This is a genomic window from Brachybacterium sp. GU-2, assembly GCF_030866705.2.
GTDB classification, from domain to species: Bacteria; Actinomycetota; Actinomycetes; order Actinomycetales; family Dermabacteraceae; genus Brachybacterium; species Brachybacterium conglomeratum.
On the sequence record NZ_CP133037.2, the window covers coordinates 3,255,134 to 3,269,467 of the forward strand.

The following is a 14,334-nucleotide window of genomic DNA, read 5'->3' on the forward strand; positions in this document are numbered from 1 at the left end:
CGGGTGATTGCTCGCCGGTGGACCATGACGGCAGCTCGGGCGTCGAGACGGCCGGGAGCGGCCCTGTGCGGGGCAGGGTCCGCGATCTCACTGTCCGAGGGCGTTGCCGGAGCGCCCGTGCCTCGTAGACTCATCTCCCGTGGCTCTTACTATCGGAATCGTCGGGCTGCCCAATGTCGGCAAGTCCACCCTGTTCAACGCTCTGACCCGCGCGGAGGTCCTCGCGGCGAACTACCCGTTCGCGACGATCGACCCCAACGTCGGCGTGGTCCCGCTGCCCGATCCGCGCCTGGCGCAGCTCGCCGAGATCTTCGGCAGCCAGAAGCTGCTGCCGGCGACGGTGTCCTTCGTGGACATCGCCGGGATCGTCAAGGGCGCGAGCGAGGGCGAGGGCCTGGGCAACAAGTTCCTCGCCAACATCCGCGAGGCCGAGGCGATCTGCCAGGTCACCCGCGCGTTCTCCGACCCCGACGTGACCCGCGTGGAGGGCTCCACCGACGCCGCCGGCGACATGGAGACCATCACCACCGAGCTGATCCTCGCCGACCTCCAGACCATCGAGAACTCGATGCAGCGCCTGGAGAAGGACACCAAGCGCGGCCTCATCGACGCCGCCGTGCTCGAGAACGTCACCAAGGCCAAAGCCCTGCTGGAGACCGGCAGGACCCTCTACCAGGGTGCGAAGGACGCCGGCATCGACGTCGCCCAGCTGCGCGAGCTGCAGCTGATGACCGCGAAGCCCTTCATCTACGTCTTCAACACCGACGAGGACGGCCTCGCCGACACCGCCATGCAGCAGCAGCTGCGCGAGCTCGTCGCCCCCGCCGAGGCGATTTTCCTCGACGCCAAGTTCGAGTCCGAGCTCATCGAGCTCGACGCCGACGAGGCCGCCGAGATGCTCGAGAGCACCGGCCAGGAGGAGTCGGGCCTCGACCAGCTGGCGCGCGTCGGCTTCGACACCCTGGGCCTGCAGACCTACCTCACCGCCGGTCCCAAGGAGTCCCGCGCCTGGACCATCCCGAAGGGAGCGACCGCCCCGCAGGCCGCCGGCGTCATCCACACCGACTTCGAGCGCGGCTTCATCAAGGCCGAGATCGTCTCTTTCGACCAGCTGATCGAGGCTGGCTCGATGGCCGAGGCCAAGGCCAAGGGCTGGGTGCGCATGGAGGGCAAGGAGTACGTCATGCGCGACGGTGACGTGGTGGAGTTCCGCTTCAACGTTTAACCCTTCGATGAGCGGTGGTGCGTGAGTGGTTCCCGGGCGATCGAGGTGGATGCAGATGCATCTCGCGAGGAAGCACTGGGCGATCGTCGCTGTCACGGCGGCGCTGGTGGTCGGCGGGTGCGCGATGGCCTTTGCAAGGGGAATCTGGGGCGTGTTCGTCGCCTGTGCTGCTCTGACGTTGGTAGGTTCGACGGGTCCGGTTCTATTGCTTCTGCCGCGGTCCGCGGTGACGCCGATGCTGGTCGTGCAGGTGGCATCGTGTGCGGTGTGGCTCATGCTCATCGGATGGGGGCTGGTCCTGCTGCTGGACCCGGCGTACACCGTCGGCTGGGTGTTCCCAGGGAAAAGCGGCGTCGGCCCGCGTGTGGAGGACGAGGACGACGCATGGGGGATCGGCTGGCTCACTCTCGGTCTTGGGCTCTTCTGCACGGTGCTGGTCATCGACGTCGAGATCATCCCTCGCGTCCGCCGTGCGGGACGGGAGTCGTGACTCCGAGAGCGCCGCGGTCCGGGGTGGGCTGTCCGTCGTGCCCGCGGGCCGACCGTCCGAGGCAATGGTTTCTCTCCAGAGGTTGCTCCGTGCCGGAGCTCGGTGGAATTTAGATTTAATGTCTAAGTATTCCGCAACCCGACTTCTGTTTTGATAGGTTCAGCTGGCGACTTAGGAAAGACCGATCCCATCGGTATGCCTTGTGTTGTCTAGAAGCTCTCTGGCCGCCAGCCCGATAGGTATTTGTCCGTGAGTTGAAGAACATTGTCGTCACCCAGGTTGGCACGAACGTTGCTCACAGCCTCTTCGATTGTAACTTCAGATTCGAATAGCTCGACGAGAATCTCCCAGGCGAGACGATCTTCAGATCTGACCTGTCGAGAGCCCATCGATTGTGATCGCGCAGTGGACTTAAGCGAGTGGAGTACTGCTCGTAGCAGAGCGGGATCGTCACTTGATGCCAGAGGTACTTCGCCTGTTGCTGTTTGGACGGCATTGTAGATGCGCCAGGCATCCCATTCACGCCACGGCTCGGCTGGTGGGGTTCGCTGAAGTCGAGCAACAAACTGCTCATGAATCCGAGCTGCAAACGCTTCACTGACGAGTTTGAGCCCCACGCCTTCGCGATAGCCCACGCTGTGGATAAGATCGAGCTGGGATGAGTACGTTTCGATGCCGTCAAGGATTTGTGAGACTAATGCTTCTCGCTCTGCCTCATCTCCGACGCGGCGGAGGAGCCGAAGTATAACGCGGCCAACAGAGATCTTGGGGCTTCCGATATCGAAGAAGCCTCGCACCTCATTCTCGGGAATGGTGTCGATGAGGTTCAGAAGCGTGATTGATCCCGGGACGACCATTTCGGTCGTAAATCTTGTTTCTAATGAGGTGAGACCTTCGAGGACGGATTCGAGCTGCTTAGGGTCCAAATCGGTCAGGTACCCCTTGAGAGCTACGCCGTCGCTGAGAAACTCAAGGGCCTGTTCGGCGCTTCGAAACGCGACGAGTTCGTCGGGTGCGACTCGGTCTAAATAGAGGTTGAGGAAGTCGATGTGGGCCATCCGGTGTGCGGTTCGCCAGGCACTTAGCCAGTCAGGCCCAAAGTGGTTGTTCCCGACGTATTGCACCGCGGCGGGGAATACGCGATTGAATAGCGCCCGAACAACTTCATCGTCCTCGGGGAACTTAGCGAGGAGTGCAGTGATGGCCTTCTGAGCACGGTCGTCCTTGCGTCCCATGATCTCCCGTGTGCTCGTGAGTTCACTTCGAAGCTTCGATAGTTGATGGGTGAATTCAGGACGGAAGACGCGAAGTGCCTCCATTGCGAGAAGATCGACCAGATCGACTTCAACGCCGAGGCTCCTGATCGTCGACCTGGCGGAGATCGCGTAACGCGTAACGTCACGCATGTTCGAGAATAGCGGATCGATCACTTCCCAGTAGACGTCACTCCATCGACTTTCGTCGAGTGTAGCGTCCGTAACGGGGGCGAGGATGCGATTCAGTTCTTCGAAAACTTGGGACCGAAGTAGCTTCTCTGGTGCATGTGGAACATCGAAGCTCAACTGGACGATTTTCTCGAGGTAAGCCCGTCCGGGTATGCCATCTTCGGTGAGGGCCTGTTCCACGCGTTCTCTGTCAAAGGCAAGCACGTAAATAATATTTGGAAAGCTCGCCGTCAAGCGGACGAGTTTGAAGATCTCGCGGATCTCGAGAGTGGTGAGGCGGTCGATGTCGTCAATGACGACGACGATAGGTTGCGCGAGTAAGGCGAGTTCCTTCGTGATCTCTTCCCGTACCTTCTTGGCACTGCGCTCTGCGTTCGTTGTCTCAGCAAGTCCGCCGAGCGCGGCTGCGGTGGCCTCACCTACAGCCGCTGCACCCGGAAACGGAATGAACTGAGACACAGGTTTGAGGACGCTGGCGTATTGAGCGAGCCAGTCCGCAGTCTTCCCGAAGCGGCTCTTGCTTTGAACGTTGAGCTCCGCTGCGATCTCAGTGAAGAAGAAGTTGACGAGCTGGTTCGAGCCGGAGAACATCCAAGGGTTGAAGTCGACGACCGTGAGAGCGGGCGCGGTCGCAAACTGTTCGCGCATCAGGTTGATGAACGAGCTCTTTCCGTGTCCCCAAGGCCCCAAGATGCCAACCACGAGTCCCTGGCTCGCGTCGAGCTCCCGGATCGACTCCGCGAAGTCGTGCGCGACCGGTGCACGCCCGAGGTCATCTTCGCTCGAAGAGGTGATCGGCGCGTCGATCGGAGGTCTCTGTTCGGGGTGTTCGCCGTTCATAGTGCTAGCAAAGCACGGCCGCATTGAGCTTTGCGGGAGCACCTGGCGCGCAAGCTTCGTGTCGATACAAGCTGTGTTAATCGAAGGCCGGGTCGGACGGATGTGGGGGCGCTTCGCCGCGGCCCACGCCCCGTCGCTCGTTGGCGGACAGCCGGTAGTCGAGTCGCCTGCTTGGGGCCCGCGAGGGTGGTGGTCGGGGATCGCCGTCGTCGCACCAGTCCTAGTCCTTATAGTCCTGGTCGTGGCCGAGGTCCTTGCGGCACGGTCCCATGCTGCGCACCCGGTGACGGGTGAATGCGCAGAGGGTGGTTCCGGCAGACTGCCCTACGTGTGGACACGTGGTGGAGTTCCGGTTCAACGTGTGATCCGGTTCCGGTCCGACGCCTGCGTCGGTGCCACGCGAGATTTCGACGGCGCGACAGCTGCGCAGATCAAGGCGTTCGTGGGGTGATCGCGCATAGTCATCCGGATCGTGAGGCGTCGACACGAGTTGCCGATGCCGCCGGTCTGTCGGCGACCGACGACCTCACCGACGGTGAAGTCCGCTGGGCCGGTGCCCTCCGCCGAGCGTCCGACGGACCGGGCGTCGTGCGCGCGTGCGGTCGATGGGGTCGAGGAGCCGCCGCCTCACGCGGCGTACGATCCAACAGATGGGATCCTCAGAGGTGCGTGCAGGTCTCCCGGTTCCACCGAGCGCTCGCCTCGTCGTGCTCTCCGGTCTCCCGGGGGTCGGGAAGACGAGCGTCGCCGAGATCGTCGCTGCGCGCACCGGGTCGGTCCACCTGTCCATCGACGCGGTCGAGGACTCGATCCTCGCCTGTGGTCTGCCACGAGGCTGGGAGGTCGGGGTCGCCGCCTACGAGGCGACGCGTGCGATGGCCGAGCTGAACCTGCGGCTCGGCCACGATGTCGTCGTCGACGCGGTGAACGACAGTGACGAGGCTCGGCAGACCTGGCGTGCTGCCGCGGCACGAACAGGTGCAGACATGGAGTTCGTGCACGTCCCGATCTCGGATGCGCAGGAGCATCGACGGAGGCTCCATGGCAGGGATCGAGGGCTTGCGCCCGTCGGTGAACCGACCTGGGCGGACGTGCATCGCAGGCGTTCCGACTATGCGGCGTGGTCCGATGCCGTGGCGGAGATCGACACAGGCGAACGGACTGCCGATGAGGTCGCGGATCTTCTCGTCACCGGGCTCGGCGTGCGGTGACGGCCTCGATGCTAGGGGTATCTTGGCGTCAAGATAAAACGTAGGCGGCGATCAGGCTCCATCACGTCCAGATCTCCATCCCTCGCGGCGGAGAGGATGACGCTCGCCGCTTCTATCGTGCGGTGCTCGGGCTGCACGAGGTGACCAATCCGCCGTCGCTCGTCGGACGGGGCGGATGCTGTTTCCGTGCCTTCGACGGCAACGTGGTCACCGCCGAACTCCATCTCGGCGTGGACGACGCGTTCCATCCGGCCGAGAAGGCTCATCCCGGTCTCGTCCTCGGCACTCTCATCGAGCTCGAGGCGACGGCTGCACGCATCGAACACCCCGGCTACGAGCTCTCCTGGGCGGAGCGAGACACCTACGAGGGGTACGTCCGCCTCCACGCGCGCGACGGCTTCGTCAGCCGTGTCGAGGTGATGACGCCGACTGCGTGACACGCGGTCGGCGCAGTCGCTCGGTGCCTGGGGGTCTCGTCGGAGGGCGTGGCCGCGCTCAGAACAGCGGCCATGGCACCGCCGGCATCTCGCCGCCCGGCGCCGGGAAGAGCCCATCCTCCTGGAGCCGGGCGCACCGCGCGGCCAGCGCCGCGAGCTCCTCGGCGCTGAGCAGGTCCGCAAGACGCTCGCCGAGCTCACCATGCAGCCCGTCGGCGACGCGGCCGACGCCTCCCAGCTCCTCGGCGGCCAAAGGCTCGCCCAGCCAGCCCCACAGGACGGTGCGCAGCTTGTCCTCGTGGTGGAAGGTGAGGCCGTGGTCGACGCCGAAGCGGTGCCCGCCCTCCATGGCCAGGACGTGGTCGCCCTTGCGGTCGGCGTTGTTGACGATCACGTCGAACACCGCCATGCGCCGCAGCGCGGGCGTGTCCTCGTGGACCAGGACGATCTGCTGACCATCCTGGTCCTCGCCCTCGAGGACGGCCCGCCAGCCGGTGTCGGGCACCTGGTCCGCCGCGACGAGGTCCACGGGGCTCTGTTCGGGGTCCCGCTCCTGCCAGAGCTGCACCATCCCCTCGCCGAACGGGCCGTCGCGCAGCCAGGTGCGCGGCACGACGTCCCAGCCGAGGGCCTCGGAGACCAGGAAGGAGGCCACTTCCCGGCGGGCCAGGGTCCCGCCGGGGAAGTCCCATAGTGGGGCCTCGCCCGCCACCGGCTTGTACACGACCGCATCGTCGCCGATGCTGCCCAGGAACGTCGCGTTCGACGCCGTCGCGAGGCGACCGGTGAGCGTCAGCTCGGCGGTCACCAGGTCAGCCTGGGACATCAGGACTCGGGGATGATGCAGGTGTGGCCATCGGGGTCGATGGGGTGGCCGCAGAGCGTGCACAGGGGACGCCCGGCGTCCACGACCTCGCGGGTGCGCTGGGTGAACGCCCGGGCGGTGCCGACGGGCATCTTCACCCTCAGCATCTCGGAGTCCTCCGGGAACGGGTCCTCGGCGAAGGGGTCCTCCGCGAGCCCCTCGTCGAGTTCGTCGTCGGCGGGGAGCGGATGCGCCTCGATGATCACCTGGGCCGTGGTGGGGTCCCAGCCGATGCCGATGGTGCCGGCGCGGAACTGCTCCTGGACGGCGTCCAGCGGATCGTTGTCGACGAGCTCGACGGGAGTGCTGGTGGGCACGCTCCAGCGGTTGCCCTCGACCTCGCGGAGCTGGTCGAGGACCTCGTCGATCTTCTGCGCGAGCAGGGCCGACTGCTCCTTCTCGAGGGCGATGCTCACGATCTGCGTCCCCGTGCGCGCCTGCAGGTAGAAGGTCCGGGCCCCGGGCCGCCCGATCGTCCCGATGACGACCCGGTCCGGCCAGTCGAACTCATGAACATGTGCGGGCACGTCGGTCATGGGACGATCCTAGGCGTCGGGCCGTCGGCGGCGGGAGCTCCCGCACCGCCGCCTACCGCGGCGTCGCCGGCGCGGGCGCCCTCCGCGAGCCAGGACAGGTCGCCGGAGTCGGTGTTGCTCGCCAGGACCCTCGGCCTGCTCGCGCCGTAGCTCACGATCGACACCGAGGCGGGTCCCGCCTCGAGCCGCTGGAACATGTCCAGGTGCATGCCGAGCGCATCGGCCAGGACAGACTTGATGATGTCGCCGTGGCTCACCGCCACCCACACCGCCCCCGGCCCGTGCTCGGCCTCTATGGCCGCATCATGACGTCTGATCGCCGCCACCGCTCTGGCCTGCATCCCCGCCAGGGATTCACCACCGGGGAAGACGACTGCGGAGGGATGCGACTGCACGGTCCGCCACAGGTCCTCCTTCGCGAGCTCGTCGAGCCGGCGGCCCTGCCACTGCCCGTAGTCGCACTCCGTGAGCTCGTCGTCGACCGACGAGGGCGGAGCGCCTGTCTGCCGATCGACGATGGCCCGGGCAGTCTCCAGGCAGCGATCGAGAGGGCTCGAGACCACCCTGGCCACGGGCACCGCCGCGATCCTGTCCCCGGTCCGCGCCGCCTGGTCCTGTCCGTGGGCGTCCAGGGCGACACCGGGGGTCCGCCCTGCCAGCAGTCCTGTCGCATTGGCTGTGGTGCGACCGTGCCGCACGAGGAGAACTGTCGCCATCCCTCCAGCCTAGCTGCGCGGTCGAGGTCCGCGTCAGCCTCTGTCCATCAATCACGGGGGCCCCTTCCATGTCGCCCGGCGGACCGATCCCCGGGGCCGGCCCTGCCGGACTGTGCGGCTGGCGGGCGGCTGGTCTCGTCGCGTGACACAGCAGCGGAGCGTTCGACCGAGCAGCGTCGACGATGCCGCCTGGATGGCCGAGCTCCGTGCGGTGGTCATGCGGCCCGATCTCGAGCGCCTGGGGCGCTACGACCCGGAGCGCGTGCGGCGGAGATTCCTCGACGCGTTCACCCCGGCGCACACCCGCGTCATCCAGCACGCGGGCGTCGACGTCGGCCTGGTCGCGACGCGGCCTGAGGCGGAGGACGATGGCTGACTCTGACGGGATCGAGCCGCACCGCACCGGTGAGGTCCGCAGGGAGACCGTGGCGCTGCGACGGCTCTGCATGTCCGACGCCGCGGCGGTGCATGAGGCGTTCGCCTCGGCCGGCGACCAGGCCCGCCCGGGGGAGGTGACCACTGCGGAGGGAGCCGAGCGGTACGTCGCGCGCCCTCTCGAGGCGGGCTCGTCGCACGAGGCCTGGGCGATCGTCGAGGCCGACGAGCTGATCGGGCTCATCGGCGTCACGGTCGACGAGGAGAACCGCAGCGGCTGGTTCTGGTACTGGATGACGCACCGCGCGCGAGGACGCGGCCTCACCCGCCGTGCGGCCTCGACCGTCGCGGAATGGGCGCTCACCGAGCGCGGCAAGTTCCTCATCGACGGGCAGCGCATCGACGTCGAGACCTACGGCCGGCTGCGGGCGGATCCGGCACCCGAGTTCGACACCCTGCCCCTGCTCATCGGTCTGTGAGCGCACCAGGCGGGGTGGGCGACCGTGCGATGTCGGCGGCGAGCACGGCCGGCCACCGTCGCACCTCCTCGGGCATCGAGGCGACCTGCAGTGCGGCGTTCGGCATGAGCGAGACCAGCGCCTCGGCGGTCGAGACCGGGTGGCCCGGGTCGCCGATCCAGGCGAGCACCGTGGTCGGCTGGGCCAGACCCGCGATCTGCTCCGGCGCCGGGAGGTCGCTGAGCGCCGCCCCGCGATAGACGGCGGGCAGGAGATCCGCCGCGACATGAGGCACCGTGTCGGGGTGGCCTGGTGCCGCCGGCGGACGCGGGGCCGCGGCGTCGGCCGCGAGCAAGCGCTCGACGCCGTGCGCCTCGAGGAACGTGGCGGCCCTGCGGTACTCCTCGGCCCGCGCCGCCCTCGTCCCCCAGACGGTCGGCGGGAGCAGGAGGGTGAACCCGCTGAAGCGGTCGGGCTCCCGTACCGCCGCGTGGAGCAGCGTGCCCGCCCCCATGGAGGGGCCCACGCCGTGCACCTGCTCGCCGGGGAACCACACCTCGAGCAGGTGCAGCAGGTCCTCGGCGAGGGTGGGCCACAGATAGTCCTCCGGGACCGGACGGCCGGTGGAGTGTCCGTGCCCGCGCGCGTCGTAGCGCAGCAGTCGCGTGTCGGAGAGTCCGCGGCCGAGATCGAGATCCAGCAGCCGATCGCGGGATCGGCTCGAGGTGAGCCCGTGCAGCTGGACCACAGGCGGGCCGGACTCGTAGCTGAACGCCCAGGCGATCTGCGCTCCGGGGACCTCGATCCTGTGCATCTGATCGCCGCCTCTGTATCTGCGCTGGTCGCGCCTATAGTAGCGCCATGCGGCTCACGCACGTCTCCCACTTGCGGCTGCCGTTCGGGCCTCTGCTCGGGATCGATCTCGAGGCGTCGGCGCCCGGACGGTCTCTGCCGATCTCCTTCGACCAGGCGCGGCACGTGCAGCTCGGGGACCGGCCCGGGTCCTGGATGGCTCTCGCCTTCCGGCTGCCCGGCCCCCTCGAACATGACGAGCTCGCCGCCGCGTGGACGGCGGTGGTGCGGACCCACGGCACCCTGCGCACCGTCTTCGTGGACCATGGAGACTTGCCCCCATCGCTGCACCAGGTCACGTACGGTCCCGGGACCTGGGTCGAGCACGAGGTCGCGCCCGGGCAGTCGATGAGCTCCGCGCTGCAGGACGTCCTGGACGCGCACTGCCGACCGCTCTCGCGACCCTCGCACCGGCTGTGCATGATCGAAACGTCCGACGGGCCCACGCTCGTGGTCGCCGCCGACCACTCTCACGTGGACATGTGGTCGATGCTGGTCATCGTCCGAGACCTGCTGGCCGCCCTCGACAGGATCCAGCGGGGCGAGGTCCCCGCACCGGCGCACGTGCCTGCCTTCGTCGAGCACACGCAGGCTCTCCAGGACCTTCCCCCGGCGCCGGAGGAAGTTCAGCGGCGCTGGCAGGAGGTCATCGACGCGGGCGGCGGTGCGATGCCCCGTTTCCCGCTGCCGCTGGGAGCTCCGCTGGCCCATGCCGAGCGGGTCGTCGTCCGGGACGTGCTCGACGCCGACGCTCTGGCGGCCTATTCCGAGAGGGCGCGGCAGGAGGGGGTCTCGACCCTCGCCCTGACGATCTCCGCGATGACGAGCACCACCCGGGACCTGGCCGGCACGGCGCTGCGAGCCGTGTTCCCGGTGCACAGCCGCTACGAGCAGCGCTGGCACGACTCCGTCGGCTGGTTCATCACGAACTCGGTGCTGGAGTCCGGCGATCCCGACCCGTCGGCCTGCGCCGCCGCGCTCAAGGAGTCGCTGCGGCTCGGCTCCCATCCGCTCGCCGAGCTCATGACGCCATGGGGCGGCATGCCCGAGGCGCCGGGGATGCTGGCCGTGTCGTGGCTGGACATGCGTCGCCTGCCGGTGACGATCGACAACCACGGCCTGGAAGCCCAGTACATCAGCGCCGGCATCCGCACCGACGGGGTGATGCTGTGGTTCGTCACCGACACCTCCGGCATCCACCTGCGGTGCCGGTACCCGGACACCCCGGAGGCACGGCAGAGCGTGGGCGCCTGGCTGGACGATCTCGTCGCCCGCATGCGTCGATCGAGTGCCGGAGGAGGCTGATCCTCCTCGCGGCCGACGCCGTCCCGGAGCGCTCACGCGAGCCGGCCGATCTCTCTGAATCCGTGACAGCGCGGCGGCGCACTGCGAGGCGGAGGCGATGAGCGCGCATCCCGCCTTCCCGACCCATGTCTTCGACGCCTTCGGCGCAGAGCCTCTTCCATGCCGGTGTTCCTCTCGAAGCTGCACGCCGAGCACCCGCCGCGCTGGGTGACCTTCACGGGGCAGGACCTGCAGTCGGTCACCGGCCTCGAGTCCGAGGAGTACATGGACGATGCCGCCCACCACGAGGTCTGGGCGGCGGGCACCTTCGCGGAGCGGTTCCCCTTCGTCGCGGAGTTCCTCCGCACCGCGCGCGCCGGGCAGACCGCTCTGTTCACCGAAGCCTCCGGGGAGTTCACGATCGAGGACGACTGAGCGGCGCGGCTGTTCGTCATCCCCGTCAGCCGGGCGACGGCGGTACGGCCCGAGCAGAGCGTCCAGCTCCGGGGCGGTCGTGCTCCTCCTTCAACCACGCGAGGATCTCGCCCGCCTTCACGTCGGCGCCGTCGAGTCCTCGCTCCCGCCTCGAGGTCGTCGGAGACGCGGACGCGCTCCACGACCCGCGCCTCGTCACCGTCCCGCTCCGCGAGGAGCACCTGACGGCGCTGCGCGCCAGCCTGCGCCGGCACGTGCTGCTGCAGGCCGTGCTGCTGCCCCTGTGCTACGAGGCCGGGATCCGCGAGGACTGGGACGAGCAGGCCGCCGCCGCGCTCCTGGGCCCGATCCTGCTGAGCAGTCCGGAGGAGATCGACGCGACGATGCGGGGCCTCCACGTCGACCGACGCAGCCTCGTCGCGCACCGGGCGCGCATCCCGCACCTGCCCGAGCACGTCGCCCTCACCCTGGCAGAGCCCGGGCGCCTCCGCTTCGCAGTCGAGCCGACCGAGGACCCGCTGGTCTGGAGCGTCTCCGAGCAGTTCGTGGACCGTTCCGCATTCGACGCGCACCAGGCGCGCGTCCGCTCGAGCGCCTGGTTCGCGGCCACCTCGGTGATCGCACGCGACTACGTCGTCACGGTGGCCGGGGGCGCGGACGATCCGACCCCGGCGGATGACTCCTCGCCCGGTCGAGTCCGGAGGGTCGCGGGGACGAGGACGCCGAGATCCCCTCCTTCACGCCCACCATCGGGTAGCTCCAGACTGGCCCTTCGAGGTGGACACGTCCGTGCAGGTCGAGGCGACTATCACCGGGCCAGCGGCGGAGCGTGCGGTGGAACGATTCCTCGCACCCCTCACGCAGGTCCTGGACGACTCCGTCCCGGACGGCGTCCGCGTCCACTTCTGGGGCGGGTTCTCCGCCGAGACCGCGCCGCGGGTCGACGGGGACGGGTGGGTGATCGTCCTGGACTCCGCGGGGGAGGACGGGTTCGACTCGCTCCTGGACGCGACCGAGGACCTCGCTGAGGCGCTCCGGTCGACGCCCGGTCCGGTGCGACTCACCTGGCGCGAGCTGCCGGCGACCCTTGCGACGGGCGCCGACCCGGACGACCACCGAGGGTGAGCCGGAGATCCGGCCGGGCCCACGCACCCCGCGATCGGCTCGCACGCTGGGACGGTGTCGCCATGCCGCGAGGCCGCGTAGGGTCGAGGACCCCGACACCCGAGGAGGGTGAGAATGCTGAACTGGTTGCGGAAGCTGCGAAGGGCCCAGGGAGACGCCCGGGCCGTCAAGCAGGGCCCCGAGGCCGTGGGCAAGCGCGCCGGACGCCGCGCGATCAACAAGGCCGCCAAGCGCGCGCTGCGCTGAGCGACGCCCGGGAGCCCCGGACGCGCTGAGCATCCTCGGCGCTTCGGGCGCCCGACGTGATCGTCGGGCGCCGGCCCTCAGCGCGGCTGCGGCGTCAGCGTGCGGGTGTACTGCACCTCGCCGGTCGCATCGATCAGCTCGACGGTGAACTCCTCTCCGTCGGGCGCGATCTCCACCCGGCCGAAGAACTGGCCCTTCCCGTCGCGCGGGGAGCCCATCGCGGGGCCGGCCTTCTGGAAGTCGACCTCGGGGCCGAAGGTGCTGTCCATCTCGTTGGGGCCGAAGGAGCCGGCGTTGATCGGCCCGGCCACGAACTCCCAGAACGGGTCGAAGTCGGTGAACGCGGCCCGCTCGGGGGAGTAGTGGTGCGCGGCGCAGTAGTGGACGTCGCCGGTGAGGAAGACGACGTTGCGGGTGCGCTGGGACTTGATCCCCGATAGCAGGCGCGCGAGCTCCAGCTCACGGCCCAGGGGCGCGCCGTCCTCGGCGTTGGCGATCGACTCCTGGCCCTCGCCGTCGGGCACCACGATCCCCAGCGGCAGGTCCGCGAGGATCACCTTCCAGGTCGCCTGCGAGCGACGCAGACCCTTCAGCAGCCACTGCAGCTGCTCCTCGCCGAGCATCGACGTGGCGCGCTGCTCCCGCCCGTCGGTGTTCTCGCCCTTGTGCGTGCGCATGTCGAGCACGAACACGTCCAGCGCCGGACCGCGGGAGATCTTCCGGTAGATCCGCTCCGGCTCGAAGCCGGTGCCGGGCTTCAGCGAGCGGACGTCGGCGATGGGCTGGTACTCCTGCCAGGCGCGTCGGCCGCGGGCGGCCAGGGTGTCCACATCGACGACGCTGTAGCGGTCGTCTTCCAGCACCTCGCCGGGCCACCAGTTGTTGGTGGTCTCGTGGTCGTCCCAGGTGGCGATGACCGGGACCTCGGCGTACAGCGCGCGGACGTTCTCGTCCCTCAGGTTGTAGCTGTGGCGGCCGCGGAACTCCCGCAGGGTCTCGGCCACCTTCGCGACCTCGTCGGTGACCAGGTTGCGCCAGATCGTGCCGTCGGGCTCCTCGATGCTCTCCTCGATCGGGCCGTCGGCGTAGATCGTGTCCCCGGCGTGGAGGAAGAAGTCGGGCTCCACGGCGCGCATCGTCTCGTAGCCGAACATGCCGCCGACGTCGGGGTTGATGCCGTAGCCCTGGCCGGCGGTGTCGGCCGTCCAGACGAAGGACTGCGCCCCGTCGGAGCGGTGCCCGGGTGCGGTCCCGAAGCGGCCGACGCCGACCTCGCCGCGTTTCCCGTTCTCGTCCTCGAAGAACAGCTCGACCTCGTACTGCGTGTCGGAGGGGAGGTCCGTCGCGCTGATCCGGGCGGTGAAGTCGGTCCGCTCGGTAGCCCAGGGGCCGCGCAGCACGATCGGCTCGCCGTCCCGGCCGCGGCCCTTCCCGCGGCCCCTCGAGGAGGAGGTGAGGCGGCGGCCCTCACGGTCCAGTGCGTGCAGGACCGCGTGGAGCCGGCCCTCGCCCGAGGCGCGGGACCAGAGCACGGCGGAGTCCATGGTGACGTCGCCGGTCTGCAGGCCGGAGGGCAGGGTCAGGCGAGCGGCGGCGGGGCGGGAGGGCGCGGGACGGGCGGAGGCGGCGGACGGGGTGACGGCGGGGACCGCGGCGGCGAGGGAGGCCGCGGCGGCGCCCTTGAGGAGGGTGCGACGGGCAGGGGAGCGGAAGCTGTCCATGCCGGCAGTGAACTCCGCCAGGGTGACGAGACCGTGGCCCGAGGATGAACTCCGGGCGAGCCCGGCGGTCACC

The 14,334-nt window shown here is 68.8% G+C and carries 16 protein-coding genes and 1 pseudogene; 11 read left to right on the top strand and 6 right to left on the bottom strand.

Translation table 11 applies throughout. The features are described 5' to 3' along the window. The first annotated feature begins 139 nt into the window (after positions 1 to 139). Entirely contained in the window at positions 140 to 1,225 is a 1,086-nt protein-coding gene (gene ychF / locus RBL05_RS14940; protein WP_308738813.1) for a redox-regulated ATPase YchF, read from the top strand. Between the two features lie 49 nt (positions 1,226 to 1,274). After that, a complete protein-coding gene (locus tag RBL05_RS14945; protein ID WP_308738812.1) occupies positions 1,275 to 1,715 on the top strand; it encodes a hypothetical protein in 441 nt (146 codons plus the stop codon). Positions 1,716 to 1,924: 209 nt separating this feature from the next. Here RBL05_RS14945 and RBL05_RS14950 read toward each other — a convergent pair whose 3' ends face one another. After that, the gene (locus RBL05_RS14950; RefSeq protein ID WP_308738811.1) at positions 1,925 to 4,000 is read right to left on the bottom strand and encodes a P-loop NTPase fold protein; all 2,076 of its coding nucleotides are present in this window, start codon (positions 3,998 to 4,000) and stop codon (positions 1,925 to 1,927) included. A gap of 650 nt (positions 4,001 to 4,650) precedes the next feature. Between RBL05_RS14950 and RBL05_RS14955 the strand changes: the two genes are divergently transcribed. Next, on the top strand, positions 4,651 to 5,211 hold the full coding sequence (locus tag RBL05_RS14955) for an AAA family ATPase (protein ID WP_308738810.1): 561 nt from the start codon (positions 4,651 to 4,653) through the stop codon (positions 5,209 to 5,211). Between the two features lie 122 nt (positions 5,212 to 5,333). Further along, positions 5,334 to 5,648, top strand: coding sequence for a glyoxalase (locus RBL05_RS14960; protein WP_318603884.1), 315 nt, complete (start codon positions 5,334 to 5,336; stop codon positions 5,646 to 5,648). A 58-nt stretch (positions 5,649 to 5,706) separates the two neighbouring features. On the opposite strand, the gene RBL05_RS14965 is transcribed toward RBL05_RS14960, so the two are convergent. From RBL05_RS14965 to RBL05_RS14975, 3 genes are read right to left on the bottom strand one after another with little or no spacing between them, the layout of a single operon-like run. Next, positions 5,707 to 6,474 (bottom strand): SCO1664 family protein, encoded by a 768-nt coding sequence (locus RBL05_RS14965; protein WP_308738808.1) that lies wholly within the window; start codon positions 6,472 to 6,474, stop codon positions 5,707 to 5,709. Further along, positions 6,474 to 7,049 (bottom strand): DUF3090 domain-containing protein, encoded by a 576-nt coding sequence (locus RBL05_RS14970; protein WP_308738807.1) that lies wholly within the window; start codon positions 7,047 to 7,049, stop codon positions 6,474 to 6,476. The genes RBL05_RS14965 and RBL05_RS14970 overlap by 1 nt, the downstream gene beginning before the upstream one ends. Next, on the bottom strand, positions 7,046 to 7,765 hold the full coding sequence (locus tag RBL05_RS14975) for a histidine phosphatase family protein (protein ID WP_308738806.1): 720 nt from the start codon (positions 7,763 to 7,765) through the stop codon (positions 7,046 to 7,048). Before RBL05_RS14975 ends, RBL05_RS14970 begins: the two co-directional genes overlap by 4 nt. Positions 7,766 to 7,958: 193 nt before the next feature. On the opposite strand from RBL05_RS14975, the gene RBL05_RS14980 reads away from it, so the two are divergent. Together RBL05_RS14980 and RBL05_RS14985 are read left to right on the top strand one after the other, a co-directional pair. Further along, positions 7,959 to 8,141, top strand: a complete 183-nt coding sequence (locus tag RBL05_RS14980) for a hypothetical protein (protein WP_308738805.1) — start codon at positions 7,959 to 7,961, stop codon at positions 8,139 to 8,141. After that, the gene (locus RBL05_RS14985; protein WP_308738804.1) at positions 8,134 to 8,619 is read left to right on the top strand and encodes a GNAT family N-acetyltransferase; all 486 of its coding nucleotides are present in this window, start codon (positions 8,134 to 8,136) and stop codon (positions 8,617 to 8,619) included. The genes RBL05_RS14980 and RBL05_RS14985 overlap by 8 nt, the downstream gene beginning before the upstream one ends. Here RBL05_RS14985 and RBL05_RS14990 read toward each other — a convergent pair. Beyond that, positions 8,606 to 9,412 carry an alpha/beta hydrolase gene (locus RBL05_RS14990; protein WP_318603885.1) on the bottom strand — a complete coding sequence of 269 codons (807 nt, stop codon included), beginning with the start codon at positions 9,410 to 9,412 and terminating at the stop codon, positions 8,606 to 8,608. The two genes, RBL05_RS14985 and RBL05_RS14990, sit on opposite strands and share 14 nt — an antisense overlap. Before the next feature lie 47 nt (positions 9,413 to 9,459). Here RBL05_RS14990 and RBL05_RS14995 point away from each other — a divergent pair, with 47 nt between their 5' ends. The 5 genes and pseudogenes from RBL05_RS14995 (at position 9,460) to RBL05_RS15010 (ending at position 12,540) form a co-directional block, all read left to right on the top strand. Beyond that, positions 9,460 to 10,755, top strand: a complete 1,296-nt coding sequence (locus RBL05_RS14995) for a condensation domain-containing protein (RefSeq protein WP_308738802.1) — start codon at positions 9,460 to 9,462, stop codon at positions 10,753 to 10,755. A gap of 159 nt (positions 10,756 to 10,914) precedes the next feature. Continuing rightward, positions 10,915 to 11,169: a hypothetical protein gene (locus RBL05_RS15000; RefSeq protein WP_308738801.1), complete on the top strand. Its 255-nt coding sequence runs from the start codon at positions 10,915 to 10,917 to the stop codon at positions 11,167 to 11,169. A gap of 104 nt (positions 11,170 to 11,273) precedes the next feature. Continuing rightward, positions 11,274 to 11,555, top strand: a pseudogene (locus RBL05_RS16965) (DUF6357 family protein); the annotation flags it as partial. 448 nt (positions 11,556 to 12,003) lie between these two features. Further along, positions 12,004 to 12,294, top strand: a complete 291-nt coding sequence (locus RBL05_RS15005; protein WP_308738800.1) for a hypothetical protein — start codon at positions 12,004 to 12,006, stop codon at positions 12,292 to 12,294. 114 nt (positions 12,295 to 12,408) lie between these two features. Next, positions 12,409 to 12,540: a hypothetical protein gene (locus RBL05_RS15010; protein ID WP_308738799.1), complete on the top strand. Its 132-nt coding sequence runs from the start codon at positions 12,409 to 12,411 to the stop codon at positions 12,538 to 12,540. A gap of 77 nt (positions 12,541 to 12,617) precedes the next feature. On the opposite strand, the gene RBL05_RS15015 is transcribed toward RBL05_RS15010, so the two are convergent. Beyond that, positions 12,618 to 14,261, bottom strand: coding sequence for an alkaline phosphatase D family protein (locus RBL05_RS15015; protein WP_308738798.1), 1,644 nt, complete (start codon positions 14,259 to 14,261; stop codon positions 12,618 to 12,620). Between the last annotated feature and the right edge of the window lie 73 nt (positions 14,262 to 14,334).